The sequence below is a fragment of the Citrobacter sp. JGM124 genome, from assembly GCF_018257795.1.
In the GTDB taxonomy this organism is placed as follows: Bacteria; Pseudomonadota; Gammaproteobacteria; order Enterobacterales; family Enterobacteriaceae; genus JGM124.
In genome coordinates this window covers 35,116-52,089 of record NZ_JAERJD010000001.1, presented here as the reverse complement: position 1 = coordinate 52,089, position 16,974 = coordinate 35,116, and the positions used below count along the sequence as shown (strand labels likewise).

Annotated in this window: 16 protein-coding genes; 2 read left to right on the top strand and 14 right to left on the bottom strand. The window is 50.8% G+C overall.

The window, feature by feature from the left end; translation table 11 throughout:
* Positions 1-51: 51 nt before the first annotated feature.
* The 9 genes from purF to pdxB form a co-directional block, all read right to left on the bottom strand.
* Positions 52-1,569: an amidophosphoribosyltransferase gene (purF, locus tag JK154_RS00220; RefSeq protein ID WP_211990484.1), complete on the bottom strand. Its 1,518-nt coding sequence runs from the start codon at positions 1,567-1,569 to the stop codon at positions 52-54.
* A 38-nt stretch (positions 1,570-1,607) separates the two neighbouring features.
* Positions 1,608-2,093, bottom strand: a complete 486-nt coding sequence (gene cvpA, locus JK154_RS00215) for a colicin V production protein (RefSeq protein WP_211990483.1) — start codon at positions 2,091-2,093, stop codon at positions 1,608-1,610.
* 159 nt (positions 2,094-2,252) lie between these two features.
* Positions 2,253-2,930, bottom strand: a complete 678-nt coding sequence (dedD, locus tag JK154_RS00210; protein WP_211990482.1) for a cell division protein DedD — start codon at positions 2,928-2,930, stop codon at positions 2,253-2,255.
* Positions 2,920-4,188 carry a bifunctional tetrahydrofolate synthase/dihydrofolate synthase gene (folC, locus tag JK154_RS00205; protein WP_211990481.1) on the bottom strand — a complete coding sequence of 423 codons (1,269 nt, stop codon included), beginning with the start codon at positions 4,186-4,188 and terminating at the stop codon, positions 2,920-2,922. The genes dedD and folC overlap by 11 nt, the downstream gene beginning before the upstream one ends.
* Positions 4,189-4,406: 218 nt before the next feature.
* On the bottom strand, positions 4,407-5,327 hold the full coding sequence (gene accD / locus JK154_RS00200) for an acetyl-CoA carboxylase, carboxyltransferase subunit beta (RefSeq protein WP_211990480.1): 921 nt from the start codon (positions 5,325-5,327) through the stop codon (positions 4,407-4,409).
* 135 nt (positions 5,328-5,462) lie between these two features.
* The gene (locus JK154_RS00195) at positions 5,463-6,122 is read right to left on the bottom strand and encodes a DedA family protein (protein WP_211990909.1); all 660 of its coding nucleotides are present in this window, start codon (positions 6,120-6,122) and stop codon (positions 5,463-5,465) included.
* Positions 6,123-6,146: 24 nt separating this feature from the next.
* Complete coding sequence (gene truA, locus JK154_RS00190) at positions 6,147-6,962, bottom strand: tRNA pseudouridine(38-40) synthase TruA (protein WP_211990479.1); 816 nt, start codon at positions 6,960-6,962, stop codon at positions 6,147-6,149.
* Entirely contained in the window at positions 6,962-7,975 is a 1,014-nt protein-coding gene (locus JK154_RS00185; protein WP_211990478.1) for an aspartate-semialdehyde dehydrogenase, read from the bottom strand. The genes truA and JK154_RS00185 overlap by 1 nt, the downstream gene beginning before the upstream one ends.
* A 67-nt stretch (positions 7,976-8,042) precedes the next feature.
* Positions 8,043-9,179, bottom strand: coding sequence for a 4-phosphoerythronate dehydrogenase PdxB (gene pdxB, locus JK154_RS00180; RefSeq protein ID WP_211990477.1), 1,137 nt, complete (start codon positions 9,177-9,179; stop codon positions 8,043-8,045).
* Between the two features lie 122 nt (positions 9,180-9,301).
* Here pdxB and flk point away from each other — a divergent pair, with 122 nt between their 5' ends.
* Complete coding sequence (flk, locus tag JK154_RS00175) at positions 9,302-10,384, top strand: flagella biosynthesis regulator Flk (RefSeq protein ID WP_211990476.1); 1,083 nt, start codon at positions 9,302-9,304, stop codon at positions 10,382-10,384.
* Between the two features lie 32 nt (positions 10,385-10,416).
* On the opposite strand, the gene JK154_RS00170 is transcribed toward flk, so the two are convergent.
* On the bottom strand, positions 10,417-11,574 hold the full coding sequence (locus JK154_RS00170; RefSeq protein WP_211990475.1) for an MFS transporter: 1,158 nt from the start codon (positions 11,572-11,574) through the stop codon (positions 10,417-10,419).
* A 246-nt stretch (positions 11,575-11,820) separates the two neighbouring features.
* Positions 11,821-13,041, bottom strand: a complete 1,221-nt coding sequence (gene fabB / locus JK154_RS00165) for a beta-ketoacyl-ACP synthase I (RefSeq protein ID WP_211990474.1) — start codon at positions 13,039-13,041, stop codon at positions 11,821-11,823.
* Between the two features lie 159 nt (positions 13,042-13,200).
* On the opposite strand from fabB, the gene mnmC reads away from it, so the two are divergent.
* The gene (gene mnmC / locus JK154_RS00160; RefSeq protein ID WP_211990473.1) at positions 13,201-15,201 is read left to right on the top strand and encodes a bifunctional tRNA (5-methylaminomethyl-2-thiouridine)(34)-methyltransferase MnmD/FAD-dependent 5-carboxymethylaminomethyl-2-thiouridine(34) oxidoreductase MnmC; all 2,001 of its coding nucleotides are present in this window, start codon (positions 13,201-13,203) and stop codon (positions 15,199-15,201) included.
* 53 nt (positions 15,202-15,254) lie between these two features.
* Here the strand turns inward: mnmC and JK154_RS00155 are convergent, their stop codons facing one another.
* From JK154_RS00155 to JK154_RS00145, 3 genes are all read right to left on the bottom strand, one after another.
* Positions 15,255-15,533, bottom strand: coding sequence for a YfcL family protein (locus tag JK154_RS00155; RefSeq protein WP_211990472.1), 279 nt, complete (start codon positions 15,531-15,533; stop codon positions 15,255-15,257).
* 73 nt (positions 15,534-15,606) lie between these two features.
* Positions 15,607-16,152 (bottom strand): elongation factor P hydroxylase, encoded by a 546-nt coding sequence (locus JK154_RS00150; protein ID WP_211990908.1) that lies wholly within the window; start codon positions 16,150-16,152, stop codon positions 15,607-15,609.
* Positions 16,153-16,167: 15 nt separating this feature from the next.
* Complete coding sequence (locus JK154_RS00145; protein ID WP_211990471.1) at positions 16,168-16,965, bottom strand: sulfite exporter TauE/SafE family protein; 798 nt, start codon at positions 16,963-16,965, stop codon at positions 16,168-16,170.
* Positions 16,966-16,974 lie beyond the last annotated feature (9 nt).

The following is a 16,974-nucleotide window of genomic DNA, read 5'->3' as shown; positions in this document are numbered from 1 at the left end:
GGGTGCAGTTCAGTGACACTCAGACAGAATTAACAACCTGTCATACTGAGGTTAGCCCTCGTTGTGCATTTCCAGATTTTCTACTTCATTTTGTCGGGCTATCGCCTGGGAGTCGTCATTGCGCAATGACTCCAGATAGTCCAGATATTTTTGGTCCACATCTTTAGTGACATAGATACCATTAAACACTGAACACTCAAATTCAGTAATATCGGGATTCTCCACGCGCACAGCATCAATAAGATCATCCAGATCCTGGAACAGGAGCCCATCGGCACCGATGATTTGACAAATTTCATCAACTTCACGCCCGTGGGCGATCAGCTCATGGGCGCTGGGCATGTCAATACCGTAGACATTAGGAAAACGGACTTCCGGTGCGGCAGAGACCAGGTATACTTTTTTAGCACCCGCTTCACGTGCCATCTCAATAATTTGTTCGGAAGTGGTGCCACGAACAATAGAATCATCCACCAGCAGTACGTTTTTATCCCGAAACTCGGCCCGGTTAGCATTAAGCTTACGGCGCACCGATTTACGGCGTAATTGCTGGCCTGGCATAATGAAGGTTCGCCCAACATAGCGGTTTTTTACAAACCCCTGGCGATAAGGCTTACCCAGAATATGCGCTATTTCTAATGCGATATCACATGATGTTTCAGGGATAGGGATCACCACATCGATATCCAGGTCTTCCCATTCACGGGCAATTTTTTCCCCGAGTTTTTTACCCATTTCAACACGTGCGCTATAGACAGAAATTTTGTCAATAAATGAATCCGGGCGAGCAAAATAAACATACTCAAACAGGCAGGGGTTGCTCACTGGGTTATCAGCACACAAACGCGTGAACAGCTCGCCCTTTTCAGTGATGTACACCGCTTCACCTGGAGCGATATCACGCAGGAAGTCGAACCCCAGGGTATTTAACGCCACACTTTCAGAGGCCACCATATACTCAGTACGGCCATCATCCAGGTCTCGCTTACCGATAACCAGCGGGCGGATCCCATGAGGATCACGGAAGGCCACCATACCATGGCCGATAATCATCGCCACACAGGCATAAGCCCCACGGATCTGCCGATTCGTGCCGGCTATCGCTGCAAAAATATTGTCCACTTCCAGTGGATAGTGGCGATAATTATCCAGCTCGCTGGCAAAAACATTGAGCAGAATTTCAGAATCAGAGGTCGTATTAATATGACGACGCTTCTCTTCAAATAGCTTCTTACGTAACTCATGGGCATTGGTTAAATTACCATTGTGCGCCAGTGTAATACCGTAAGGGGAGTTGACATAAAACGGCTGGGCCTCTGAAGCACTGGAGCTACCGGCGGTAGGATAGCGGACATGGCCTATTCCCATGTTCCCTTGCAGACGCTGCATGTGACGGGCTTCAAATACATCACTCACCAGCCCATTGGCTTTACGGAGTCGGAAGCAATTCAAGGAATCAATAGTGACGATGCCGGCGGCATCCTGACCTCGGTGCTGAAGCACTGTCAAGGCGTCATAAATAGACTGGTTGACCGGTGTGAAACCGGCGATACCAACAATACCGCACATGTTGTCTTTTCCTCATTAAGCCACAACCCTCGCTACAATTAGCGGGGCAAGAAACTTGACGAGCTTTGCAGGTAATCAAAAAACCACCTGATGATGACACTGAACTGTGGGATAAGCTGCGACTGCTGCCACTCTTCGCTTTTCGAAAAGCCGGTAAATGAGTCAAGAAAGAACAGAATGGCGGAGACGATTAACACTCCACGTAACGCACCAAAACAGATCCCCAACACCCTGTCTGTACCCGACAGGCCGGTTTTTTCTACCAGTGCACTAATGACATAATTCACTATGGCACCAACGATAAGGGTTGCAATAAACAGTAACGCGATGGCTATTCCATTTCGTACCAGTTCATCTTCAAAGCCAGTAAACCAGACTGACAGATAAGGATAATAGTGACTGGCGACGAAGAAAGCACATCCCCAAGTCACAAGCGATAACGCTTCCCTGACAAAACCACGAACAACACTTACCAGGCACGAAAAGCCGATAACTGCAATAATGGCGTAATCAATCCAGACCATGAAATACTCTCGCGATAAATCGCCCTGACATCCGGTTCGGGCGCATTCTAACAGAAAAAGAAAACGTTTGCGTAGGGATTTCCTTCGCAGACATAAATAAATAATGGCGCTGAAAAATGCATCAACGCCATCCGAAAAACACCTGCAAACAGTACCTGTTTAAGGCGTATACTTCATCACATAAGCCCCTGGTAAACCAGAAACAGACTTGATTTCATTAAGTGAAGCATTGAGCTTCTCTTTCGAGGCATCAGGCCCCACCATAATGCGTGTGACCGAATTGGCCACCGGAGTGGACGGCTGTGTATAAGCTTTAAAACCTGCCAGACGCAGTTTGGCAACGATCTCATTAACCTTATCGGCATTCCTGAGCGCCCCAATCTGTACCACAAATGCCTGACCTGTTGGTGCTTTTTCCGCTACTGGCTCAGATTTTGTCACCGGTTCTGCGGCGGCTACCCGTGTCTCCGTTTTGTTATCAACGGGCTTGGGCTGCGGTTTTTCAACCGGTTTTGGCCGTTCACGGGGGGGAGGAATGTCTTCACTGGCAATGGTACGCTCAGGCTGCATAGCAACCTCACTTAAGCCGGAAGGTGTTGCCCTGCCTGCCTGTACTTCTTCCGCAGCCCCTTCAGGAGGTTGCGCGGGCAGAGCCTGGTTAGTTTGCGGCAGCATGTCAGGTTCATCATTGTCACCGGGTTTTGGTACCAAAGGAATGGCGGCAAATTCATCCTGATAATACTTTTTTTGGCCGTCAAGTAACCCGGGTAACACGATGACACCCAAAGCAACCAGAATAATGGTGCCAACTAATCGATTCTGAAACTTACTTGCCACCCGTTATCCTCTTGTCCAGTTCTTCCATTACATGGGCTACGGTGTGAAATGAACCACAGACCAGGATGGTATCTTCCGCCGTAGCTTCAGCCTGGGCCGCATGCCAGGCATGTACCACATGGTCAAATTGCTGCCCTTCCCCCAGGTGCTGCATGAGCTGTTCAGCACTGGCACCACGTGGCCCTTCCAAAGGAGCACAATACCAGCTATCCACGACCGGTGCTAAACAGTCTAGCGTGCCAGGAATATCTTTATCATGCAGCATACCGATAACCGCTAACACGCGCCCTTGTTTTGGCAACTGGCCAAGCCGTTGAGCCAGGTAACTCGCCGCATGGGGGTTATGAGCCACATCGAGGATAACACGAGGTGACTCAGAAACTACCTGAAAACGACCGGGTAATGTCGCCCGTTCAATCCCAAGGCGCAGAACATCTTCATTCACCTTAAGCCCACTGGATCGCAAAGCGGCAACGGCGGTGGCTGCATTTGGCTGTGGGATTAGCGGCAGTGGAAGCCCGGACAGCTCCCCCTGAGCATCGCGGAAAGTCCAGTCAGTTTCTGAAACTTGGTAATCCCAGTCGATACCCCGGCGCAATAAACAGGCCCCTTTCTCTGCAGCCACATGGGCTATCGACGCGGGCATATCCGGTTCGCCAACGATTGCCGGCTTATCTTTTCGGAATATTCCGGCTTTCTCACGACCAATACTTTCCCGGTCAGGTCCCAGCCAGTCAGTGTGGTCGAGGGCAATGCTGGTAATAATGGCAACATCTGCATCCACAATGTTAGTGGCATCCAGTCGCCCGCCCAGCCCGACTTCGAGGATAACCACATCAACGGCTTGTTGCTTAAAAAGCAGTAAAGCCGACAGTGTTCCAAACTCAAAGTACGTTAATGACGTCTCACCACGGGCGGCATCTATTGTGGCAAACGAGGCGGTATGCAGTGACTCAGGTAGCTCGTCTCCCTGGATCCGTACGCGCTCGGTATAACGCACCAGATGAGGGGAACTGTAGACACCAACCCGGTATCCCGCAGCTATCAGTACATTTTCAAGTAACCGGCAGGTGGTACCTTTGCCGTTAGTACCCGCCACGGTAAATACCATGGGTGCAGGTTTTAAGATATCCAGCGTTGCCGCAACTTTCTGTACACGAGCCAGACCCAGCTCAATAGTGGTAGCGTGGAGATTCTCAAGGTAATGAAGCCAGGTCGCCAAAGGCGATGTCCCTTGAGGAGCAGGATTTTTTTCCATGATGAGCGCTTTAGTTCGGTTCCCTGAAAAGATTCAGTTGCTGTTCGGTAACCTGTCTCAGGCTGTCTTCTGATGGCCTGTTTATCCAACGTTCTATGCCTTCATGCTTGCGTTATCATAAGGACAGAGAAGAAGTACCGTGACGATATTAATTCACTGAATATCACCAGGAAAAGTTCAAGAAAAAAGCAGGCTGTCAGGCCTGCCCTTGTGATACATCAGACCTCAGAACTCTGTTCCGGTGCCGGCGGAACCACGATAGGTTCACGAGGCGCATCAGGGTCCGGAGTGGGTAGCCCCATAAACTTCGCCAGAAGGCTGGCAAGTTTATGACGCATTTCAGGGCGACGGACTATCATGTCAATGGCCCCTTTTTCAATCAGGAACTCACTACGCTGGAAGCCCGGCGGCAGTTTTTCTCTGACGGTTTGTTCAATAACACGGGGGCCTGCAAAGCCGATCAGCGCTTTCGGTTCAGCGATATTTAAATCACCCAGCATAGCAAAACTGGCTGAAACGCCCCCCATTGTAGGGTCAGTGAGCACTGAAATATAAGGCAAACCGAGCTCCTGCATTTTAGCCAGGGCAGCACTGGTTTTTGCCATCTGCATAAGTGACATCAGCGCTTCCTGCATACGTGCACCACCTGATGCAGAGAAGCAGATAAGCGGGCATTTATCTTCCATGGCCTGTTCAGCTGCACGAACAAAACGTGCGCCCACCACGGACCCCATAGACCCACCCATAAAGGCAAACTCAAAGGCGACAGCAACGACAGGCATACCATACAACGTGCCTTTCATGGCAACCAGCGCGTCTTTTTCACCCGTCTCTTTTTGAGCCGAGAGCAGTCTGTCTTTGTATTTCTTAGAATCTCTGAACTTCAGCACATCTTTTGGCTCAAGCTCGCTACCCAGCTCAACCATTGAATCCTGATCAAGCAGGCTATTCAGACGAGCACGTGCCGCCATACGCATATGGTGGTCGCACTTCGGGCAGACACCAAGATTACGCTCAAGCTCGGCACGGTATAATACCTGCCCACAGCTGTCGCACTTGGTCCACACCCCTTCAGGGATGTTCGCTCTACGGGTTGGAGTAATATTACTTTTATTAAGAATTCGTTCAATCCAGCTCATTGATGACCTTCTGCTCGAACCTGGTCGATGCCAGTTTTTCCAGGGCAGTATTCTGCCTCGGACCATAAATGGGAGTCATTAAAACACAACGGCACGCGACTTTGGATAAAAAAGTGCGCGAACCGCTGCCATGTATTATTTTGATTGTCGTGATGCAGCTCGTTTATGGCGAATAACTTCAATCACGCCAGGCAGAATTGACAGCACAATAATTCCGACAATCAATAGCTTGAGGTTTTCCTGGATCACAGGCAAGTTACCAAACAGGTATCCAGCATAGGTAAACAGTAAAACCCATAACAATGCGCCCGTCACATTATAAAGCGCAAAACGGCGATAGCACATATGCCCCATACCGGCGACAAAAGGTGCAAATGTTCGCACAATAGGAACGAAACGCGCGAGGATAATCGTTTTTCCTCCATGACGCTCGTAAAATGCGTGGGTTTTATCGAGATAACTACGACGGAATATTTTTGAGTTCGGATTGCTGAATAGTTTCTCACCAAACAGCCGCCCAATGGTGTAGTTGACCGCATCCCCTATAATGGCAGCTATTATCATGAGCACAACCATCAAGTGTACATTTAAATCATTTGTTGGCAATGAAGCAATAGCCCCTGCAACAAACAGCAATGAATCCCCGGGAAGAAAAGGGGTCACTACCAACCCTGTTTCACAGAACAAAATCAAGAACAGTATGGCGTAAACCCAAATACCGTACTCTGCAACAAGCTCTGCTAAATGTGCATCGATATGTAAAATGAAATCAATAACAAGGTGAATAAAGTCCATCATTGGGTCAGTTCCTGGCTATATTTAGTCAGTTAAAAAAAGAGGACCAGCCGGTGGCTGGGGTAAAGCAAAGCGCTCTGGGTAGTCAACAGAGACCAAATAGAGCCCTTCTGCTTTTGCCGTCGCGGCGGCTTTGGTACGGTCCTTTACCGACAGCAGGTGTGCCATCCAGGTTTCATCCTGATGCCCACACCCAACCTCCATCAAGCTACCAACAATATTGCGCACCATATGGTGTACAAAAGCATTGGCTTTAATCTCCACCACTACATAAGCACCAAAGCGCGTGACAGTAATGTGTAACACATTACGCCAGGGGGTTCGGGACTGACACTGTACTGCGCGGAATGATGTAAAATCATTTTCCCCGATCAGGCTTTGTGCTGCCCGCTGCATTCTATCTGCATCCAGCGGTAAATGATAATGGGTTACCCCCTGCTGTAGAACAGCAGGACGTAAACGGTGGTTATAAATAACATAGCGATAACGGCGGGCAGTCGCACTAAAACGGGCATGAAAATCATCCGCCACAGGCTTTACCCAACGCACGGCAATATCGCCGGGTAAATTTGCGTTAACCCCCAGAGTCCAGGCCGCATCTTTGCGAACAGCCCGGGTTTCAAAATGCACCACTTGCCCTGTCGCATGAACCCCCGCGTCGGTACGACCAGCGCAGTGCACGTTAATGGGTTCATTCGCCACCTGCGAAAGTGCTTTTTCTAGTTTTTCCTGCACACTGCGTACTTCGTTTTGTCGCTGCCAGCCATAATACTTACTGCCGTCATACTCAATACCCAGAGCAATTCTGTACAGCGGGCTGTCCTTTAGCACCTCGGACATTAGTACATATACTCCTGAATAAGTTTTTCAGCAGTTTTTATCGCCATTAACGCTCCACCGAAACGCACATTATCAGCCACTGACCAGAACTGGATCTGTGACGGTATGCCATAGTCATTTTGTACACAGCCAACGGATAAGTGAACCTGACCAGAGGCATCAGCTACCTGCGTCGGGAACTGGCCCGCCTCGGAGAGTTCAACGTCTTCCGCTTGTGTAAATGCGTCCCGGGCTTCTTCTTCGGCTAAAGGGCGCAGGGCTTCAAAGCTAACCATTTGCGCATGACCGTAGAATACGGGCGATCGAACCATACTGGCTGAAACGGGTAGCCCGTCATCTTGTAATACTTTGCGTATTTCGTTAACCAGACGACGCTCTTCACGCACACTGCCTTCAGCATCAGGAACCATTGGCAGAAGATTGAACGCCAGCTGGCAACCAAAATAGTCTTCGTCATCCACTGGGATACCATTAAGGAGACGGGCACTCTGCCCTGCCAGCGCATCAACGGCCACTTTGCCCTCAGCAGAGACGGAAAGCAGGTTGGTCACCTGAATACGGGAAAGCCCCCCCTGCTCAATCAACGGTTTCAAGGCACATAGGAGCTGGCTGGTAAGGCTACTGGCCACAGCAACCAAAGAACGATTGCGATACTCACTCAGCACAAAGGGGTTAACATCGGGTACTACGAGGGGGACGTCAGGCTCCATCGCAAACAAGCCGCTGGAATCAATCACCAGGCAACCTGCATTGGTCGCCTCTTCAACATAATCAGCAGAAGCCTGTGCACCCGCAACAAAAAAGGCCAGTTGCACCTGAGTCCAGTCAAATTCTGCCGCATCCTGAACTTGAATCGTCCTGCCCTCATAGCGCAGGTTTTCCCCGACACTTTCATTACGTGCCAGAGCATAAAGCTCACCAACCGGGAACTGACGTTCAGCAAGCAGTTCAAACAACGCGGAACCTACCGCTCCGGTGGCACCTAAAACGGCAATATTCCAGCCTTCAGACATGTTGAATCACTCCAGAAAATAAAACGAGCACCCCGAAGTCATCACTTCGGGGGTAATAAGATAGCGCTTAATTCGGTGCCTGGTAAGCGACGCTAAACCCCAATGCTTTTAATAAATCGGCGGTGTTAGCCTCATCGCACTGTACGCACAGTGATGACCACTCCCGCCGCTCAGCATAGTGTTTTCTGAGCTTATCAAATTCACCGGTCGTTCCGGCCACACTACGCAGCAAAGCGTCATCTCGCCGGACATCATACACCAGATGAACCAGTCTTTTGAGTCTGGCCTGATTCAAAGAGCCGTATAACGTCACGGCGGCAATATCAGCCCCCGGCAAAAGAGCCCCCAGGGAAACAGACTGGGGCTGACCAATAAAATCACTAAAGGCTTCAAAAACCTGGGTAGTTCCCCGGGCTTTGCCTTCCAGTGTATAACCTGCAATGTGTGCTGTACCGATATCAACCTGGCTGAGTAATTCTACGCTGAGATCCGGTTCTGGCTCCCACACATCTAACACCGTGCTCAGTGCCTGCCCCTGACTCAGGCAGTGAAGCAGGGCATCATTGTCAACGACCTCGCCACGGCAGGCATTAATCAAAATGGTCCCGGGCTTTAAACGCTGAAGTAACTGCTGGTCTGCCAGGTGGAATGTCTGGTAAGGGCCATCGAGATACAAAGGCGTATGGAACGTGAGAATATCCGCTTCCTCTACCAAAGTGTCCAGGGCGTGAAAATCTCCCGTATCCCCCCGATCAGCACGGGGAGGATCGCACAGTAGCGTCCTGACACCCCAGGCATTCAACCGCGCCTGTAATCGAGACCCTACATTACCGACCCCAACAATACCCACTGTCCGATCAGTCAGGGTGAAGCCATCACGCTCCGCTAGTGCCAGCAGGGCAGAAAAAACATATTCAACAACCGCAATGGCGTTACAGCCTGGAGCCGCAGAGAATGTGATACCTGCCTGCTGTAAGTAGGGCTCATCAATATGGTCAGTACCCGCGGTAGCCGTACCAACAAACTTAACGGGTTTATTCTCTAATAAATCCCGATTCACTTTCGTAACAGAGCGTACCATTAATGCATCTGCATCATTGAGCTCTGCAAGGGGAATGGGACGTCCGGGAACTCGGATCACCTCCCCTAAGCGACTGAATAGGTCATGAGCGTAGGGCATATTTTCATCAACGAGAATTTTCACGTAATTACCTGTCTGTAAATCGTCGAGATAAGACCGAATAGTGTGCCATAATCCTGCATTCGGACAATGGTCTAGTACGTAATGTTTTGTCGTTTTGTCAGTGAGTAAGGATTAATTTATCAATGCAACCCATCCAGAGTGGGACACCGCGCCCTACCGGGGAGCCACCTCCCGTTGCAAATACATCAGGAACGCTTCCCCTGTCCTCAGTGCAACGCACCGTCCTGGAAAGCTTAATCAATCGTGTGGTTGCCCTGAACCAGCAACAACCCGCAGAGCTTTGGGCTGGGCTCAAACATGATTTGAAATTAAACAGTGATATGCCATTGTTAGCGAAGCACTTTCCGGCTGCTGAACACAATCTTAATCAGCGCCTGGCCCAGGCACAGACCACCGTGTCAAACCGACAGGTTATTTCTCAATTGACGGAATTATTGCCGCACGGGAATAATCGCCAGACGGTGAGTGATTTTATTCGTCAGCAATTTGGGCAGACGGCCCTGAGCCAGTTAACCCCCACGCAACTTAAAACCGTACTGACGCTATTGCAGAATAATCAACTGGCTCACACGATCCAGTCGCAGAGGTCTTTACTGGCGAATAACCCGTTACTGTCGGATGCGGCCCAGCAACCCCCGCTGACTAATCCCGCGGGAAACAGCGCTCTGCCTGATCGCCCAATCATGCCAGCAGAGCAAAATATTTTGAATCAGTTAGTCAGCAAACTGGCCGCCGTCACAGGGGACTCAGGCAAACAGATTTGGACAACCCTGCTGGAAAGCGTCAATGTCAGGCCCGGCGATCCGATCCCTGCCCGGCTTTTTGCGCCATTAACTAACTGGTTACAGGCGCATCAAACCCTAAGCCAGCATCCGGCACCAACATTACACACCCTTCAGGCTGCCCAGAAGCAACCACTAAACGAGCCAGAGCGAGAGTGGCTGATGGATTACAGCCAGCAGCGTTTACAGATCTCACCACAAACTGTGCTCAGTCCGTTCCAGATACAGGATATCCTGACTCAAATCTTGCTTATGCGCACAGAGCGTCAGCCTGCTGGTGTAATTGAAGTCAGGGATATTAAACCGATTACCGGCCCACTGTTTGCCAGTACCATGGATGCGATTAAACAGGTCAGCACACGCCACTCAGTGGCGATAATTGCATTCCTGATAGCCATTCTGGTATTGCTAATCGTGCTGTGAATGCGTCCCCCGCTTAACGGCGGGGGAAAGTTCTATTTTCTGAAAGCCAGTATCGTAACCAGCACACCGACTATTGCGGCAATGGCTGCGGCAAGGAAGACAGAGGAGTAACCAAAGGCCGTCGCAAGAATACCGGTTAACGGGCCACTGATACCCAATGAAATATCCTGAAATGCCGCATATCCCCCAAGGGCCGTGCCTCTGACCTGTGATGGCACACGTTTTACCACTTCCACACCCAATGCAGGGAAAATCAGCGAGCAGCCACACCCGGTGAGTGCGGCGCCCAGTAATGCAACTCCCACACCAGGAGCCAGCCATAACAGAGCAAGACCAACCGCTTCAACCACCAATGACGCAATAGCAACACGGACTCCCCCGTAGCTGTCAGGCATCCAGCCGAAAAATATACGAACCAGAACAAAAGCACCGCCAAAAGCCGTTAACGTTAGCCCAGCGTAAGGCCAGTTATTCGCCGCAAAGTAGAGGGAAACAAAGGTGCCAATCACTGCAAACCCAACCCCTTGCAGGGCTAGTCCCACACCGGGTTGCCAAATAAGTCCAATCACTTTAAACAGGGACGGCCGCGTGCCCTTATGGGCAGGAACGGATTTGACAGTGGCATTAAACAGTAAAGCGAACACGGGCAACAACAGCGTGGTCACACCCAGTGCCTCAAAGCCCCAATGATTATTGAGCATCAGTCCTAAAGGGGCCCCGACAGCAAGGGCACCAAAAATAGCCATGCCATTCCAGGACATCACCTTACCTGAAAGCTCAGGCCCCACCAGACCAAGTCCCCACGTCAAGTTCCCGGTCAGTAACTGGCTCTCACCAAACCCGAGGATAAGACGCCCCACCACCAGGAGGGCAAATTTTGCCTCGACACTGACGGGTAATAACGCCGCCAGCAAATAGGCAACCCCAGCCAGGCTACAGGCAAACATGCCTTGCATCACAGAACGTTTAGCACCGAACTGATCGGCAAGACGCCCGGCATAACCACGGGTTAATACGGTGGCTAAAAACTGAATGCCTACGGCAATACCTACCATGGTATTCCCATAACCAAGCTGGTGATGGACAAATAAGGGGATAACCGGCAGGGGAAGCCCTACGGCCATAAAAGTAATAAAGACACTTGATGTGGTACGAAAAAGCAGAAAACTGGAACGAGATCCTACAGGCATATAACCTACTCCATTGAAGTAGAGTCAGGCGGGAAAGCACCCACATCACTCTCTCTGAAGATTCAGATAAGGTGCGTTGGTTAACGTTAAACGCTTACGCACTACCAGAAGGTAATGAGGGAACCGAGATAGTGCACGGGTACGGGGGGAGTGTCAATAGATTGTAAACAGAGAACAGGGTGATAACATCGGGCAAAAAAATAGGGCACCGTCTGGTGCCCTGTCATATTTTTCGCTTGCCAGTAATTATGCGTCCAGTTTGCGCATCACCAGTGTGGCATTGGTACCACCGAAGCCAAAGCTATTGGACATCACGGTTTTCAGCGGGGCATCCGTCGCTTCAGTGACGATATTCAGGCCGACAGCTTGTTCATCCAGCGTTTCGATGTTGATGCTCGGGGCAATAAAGCCATGTTCCAGCATCAGTAAGCTATAAATGGCTTCCTGAACACCAGCGGCTCCCAGGGAGTGGCCAGTCATTGCTTTGGTCGCGGACATAGCCGGTGAAGAATCACCGAAGACTTCACGAATCGCGCCCAGCTCTTTAACGTCACCAACTGGAGTGGAAGTACCGTGGGTATTGAGGTAGTCAATCGGGGTGTCCACACCATGCATTGCCATTTTCATGCAACGCACAGCACCTTCACCGGACGGTGCAACCATATCTGCACCGTCAGAGGTCGCGCCATAACCTACGATTTCTGCGTAGATATGCGCGCCACGTGCCAGAGCATGCTCAAGTTCTTCAACCACGACCATACCACCACCGCCAGCGATAACGAAACCATCACGGTTAGCGTCATAAGTGCGGGAGGCCTTTTCCGGCGATTCATTGAACTTGGTAGACAGTGCACCCATCGCATCAAACTCACAAGCCATTTCCCAGCATAGCTCTTCACCACCACCGGCAAACACGATGTCTTGTTTACCCAGCTGGATTTGCTCTACTGCACTACCAATACAATGTGATGACGTCGCACAGGCAGAGCTGATGGAGTAGTTCACACCGTGGATTTTAAACGGGGTGGCCAGACATGCAGAAACACCAGACCCCATCGCTTTGGTGACCACATAAGGACCAACCGCTTTCAATCCACGTGGGCTGCGCATGGCATCGGCACCAAAGACTTGAAAACGCGGGGAACCGCCACCAGAACCGGCTATCAGACCCACTCGTGGGTTATTCTGATAAGCTTCAGTACTTAAGCCGGCATCCTGAATCGCCTGCTCCATTGACAAGTAAGCATAGATAGAAGCATCACTCATGAAACGCACAACTTTGCGATCGATGAGACCGGTGGTATCCAGTTTAACATTCCCCCATACATGGCTACGCATGCCCGAGTCTTTTAACTCTTGAGAGAAGGTGATCCCTGAGCGTCCTTCACGCAGAGATGCCAGGACTTCCTGCTGGTTATTACCGATGCTGGATACGATGCCCAGGCCAGTAATCACTGCACGTTTCATTCAAATACCTCTTTCACTGCTTAATATGTAGGATTTCGTCGAGCACAATAGCGTACAGTTGTACGCCGAACAAGTCCGATCAGCCAAATTATTCAGAAATTTGCACCGTTTTACTTGCCTCGCTATTATCCATATTCCGCCGTCAGACGAGTAACTTACGTGAAAAACAGTCCGATACGACCCGCTAGCCTGGGTTTTAATGAAGAAGGTACACCTGTATCTCGAGATTTTGATGATGTCTATTTCTCTAACGATAATGGACTGGAAGAGACGCGTTATGTCTTTCTCGGCGGAAATAAGTTGCCTGATCGCTTTAATACTCACCCAGGAACGGTGTTTATTGCGGCAGAAAGTGGCTTCGGTACCGGACTTAACTTCCTGACTTTATGGCAAGCATTTGAAGAATTCTACCAAAAACAGCCAGAAGCGACGCTTCAGCGCCTCCATTTTGTCAGTTTTGAAAAGTTTCCCCTCAGGGCTTCTGACTTAGCCCTTGCCCATCAGCACTGGCCAACCCTTGCCGCCTATGCCACACAGCTGCAACAGCAGTGGCCAGATGCCATAGCGGGCTGCCACCGACTGTCATTTGCCCACGGACGTGTCACACTGGATTTGTGGTTAGGGGATATCAATGAATTTGGGCCACAGCTGGATGACACCTTTAATCAGCAAGTGGATGCCTGGTTTCTTGATGGTTTCGCCCCGGCCAAAAATCCGGATATGTGGACGGATGCACTCTTTCAGGTCATGGCTCGTACAGCGCGTCCTGGGGGCACGCTTGCTACCTTCACTGCGGCAGGCTTCGTTCGCCGCGGTCTTCAGGATGCCGGCTTTACCATGACTAAAAAGAAAGGTTTCGGCCGAAAACGTTCGATGCTCACTGGGGTGATGGAACAAACCACCGCACCAGGGTTACGTACTCCTTGGTACGCACGTACAGGCACCCGACAACGTGAAGTAGCCATCGTGGGGGGCGGTATTGCCAGTGCCCTGCTGGCCGTTTCCCTGTTACGCCGGGGTTGGCAAGTCACATTATATTGTGCTGACGAGGCGCCCGCAGAAGGCGCATCAGGAAATCGTCAGGGGGCACTGTACCCACTTTTAAGCCCACACGATGTGGCCCTGACACGCTTTTTCCCGATGGCGTTTACCTTTGCTCGTCGTGTCTATGACGCCCTGCCCATCGCCTTCGACCATGACTGGTGCGGTGTTACTCAACTGGCATGGGATGAAAAGAGTGCCAGAAAGATAGCCCAAATGCTTCAGCTCACGTTGCCCGAGTCTATCGCCCACGCGGTGGATGCCAGGACGATTGCCCGACACTGTGGGGTTGAAACCCACTGTAATGGTATTACCTACCCTCAGGGAGGCTGGCTTTACCCGGCCCAGCTTACCAGCGGTGTACTGGCCTGGGCTCAACAGCAGGGACTCAACGTTTTCTACGGTGATGAAGTGAAAGAGCTACAGCAACAGGATTCTGGCTGGCAGCTAACTTTTGAACGTCATCCCCCACAGCAGCATCAAGCGGTGGTACTCGCCAATGGGCATAAAATCAGCCAGTTTTCTCAGACGAGTAACCTTCCGGTTTACGCCGTAGCGGGGCAAGTCAGCCATATCCCCACTAACAACACCCTGGGACAACTTCGCCAGGTCCTGTGTTATGACGGCTATTTGACCCCTGTGAACCCGGAGAACCAACACCACTGTATTGGTGCCAGCTACCATCGGGGTCAGGAGATTAGTGTGTTCAGCCAAGAGGACCAGCAACACAATCGCCAGCGATTGATAGACTGCCTGCCTGATGCTGACTGGCCAGAAAGCGTGAATGTCTCTGATAATCAGGCTCGCTGTGGCGTGCGTTGCGCTACGCGTGATCATTTGCCCATGGTGGGCAATGTCCCGGACTATACCGCGATCCTGACGCAATATGCTGACCTGGTAAATGCCCCCGATAACGCCGCCCCTGCGCCCGTCTATCCGAATCTGTTCATGCTCGCGGCGCTCGGTTCACGTGGGTTGTGTAGCGCCCCACTCTGCGCAGAAATACTGGCATCTCAAATGAGTGAAGAACCGATTCCGATGGATACAGAGACGCTGGCAGCACTCAATCCGAATCGCTTGTGGGTGAGAAAATTACTGAAAGGAAAAGCGGTTATTTAGCCTCCGCCACCCGTTCCCATATTCATGGATGAGAACGGGTACAAACTTGCCGGTTATGCGGCTTTGGCTTGTGAGTAGAGCTTCTCCCACATGGCCAGCACCAGGGCCTGATCTCGGGGCGAAAGCTCCCCTGCGGCGATAGCTTTTTCCAGGCTTTCACTGACCTGACGATGGAGCGCTTCCGGAGAGTGATCCTCACCTGACTCCAGGATAGATATTGACAAGGTCAGATGACCACGCAGATAACCACCAGCAAATAGCTCATCGTCACTGCCGTGTTCAACCATACCGTCAATAGACGCCAGAATGTGTGTTTCAAATTCCGCAAGCATGATACTTCCTCTTTACAAATAGGGGTAATATACCCTTTCTCATTTTCTTTTCAGGTAATGGGGATGATATTAACTACAGATCTTCAGGCCAGGGAAATCGCTCCGCGGTCAAGGGCGGCGTATGGTAAAACGCCCTCAGTCCATTAATCAGTCGTGCCGGGCGGGCTGGTATCCCCTGCTCAAGATAGTGCATCACTTGCCCATGCACCCGTCGCTGAAAAGCAATACGATCGGGTTCTGCATCACCACTTAAATTGTCGCAGCTCACATTGAAAGGAAATCCTGCCGCCACACAGAGCAACCACTCCAGGGCCTGGGGCTTCACTTCCATATCTTCAAACTGACGTTGGGTCTGGGCATCACGACCATCCGGGCAGTACCAGTAACCAAAATCGACCTGTTTGCGCCGTGCTTCCCCTGCTATGCACCAGTGGGAAATTTCATGAAGGGCACTGGCATAATATCCATGGGCAAACAGGATACGGTTTACAGGGTGTTCATCATCTGCTGGCAGATAGATGGGTTCATCATCACCTTTAATTAAGCGAGTATTAAACTCAGCGAGGAAACAGTGATCAAAAATGTCAATCAGCTGTTGATAATGATGTGTCTCATGCATATTTTTATTATCCATTTAAGCAATGCCCAACCAATTCAAAATATCAGGTCCATGACTGTCATACAGTAGTTTCATACTCATCACGGCGGAAACCACCACAATCATGGGCCGGATCAACTGCTGCCCTTTACTCAGCACCAGGCGGGAGCCCATTCGGGCACCAAGCACTTGCCCCACCAGCATGACTAAACCAATCCCCCACACCACTTTACCGCCAATGATGAACAACAACAGTCCCCCCAAATTGGAAGTGGCATTGAGCACTTTGGCATGTGCTGTCGACTTGGCGAGGTTAAAACCACACAATGTGACAAAGGCCAGGGTGTAGAAAGAGCCAGCCCCGGGTCCGAAGAATCCATCATAGAAACCGACACAGCCCCCAGCGACAACAGCAAACGGGAAACCATGCAGACGACGGTGTCTGTCTTCCTCCCCCAGTTTCGGCATCAGTAAGAAATAGAGACCAATGCCGATTACCAGTAATGGCAAAATCTGGCGCAGAACATCGGCCTTAATATATTGCACCAATAGCGCGCCACTGACCGCCCCAATAAAGGTCAACAGAATATTGAGTTTTTGATCCGCCAGGCTGACCGCTTTACGACGAAGAAAATAGAGTGAGGAGGAAAATGATCCCCCACAAGCCTGAAGTTTGTTGGTGGCAAGTGCCTGAGCGGGAGACATTCCCGCCGCCAGCAATACCGGTACTGTTAACAATCCCCCTCCGCCAGCCAGAGCATCAATAAATCCAGCCAGCATGGCTACCGCAAACAACACGCCCAGCATGGTGGGGGAAACAATAAACCATTCCATTAACTTATC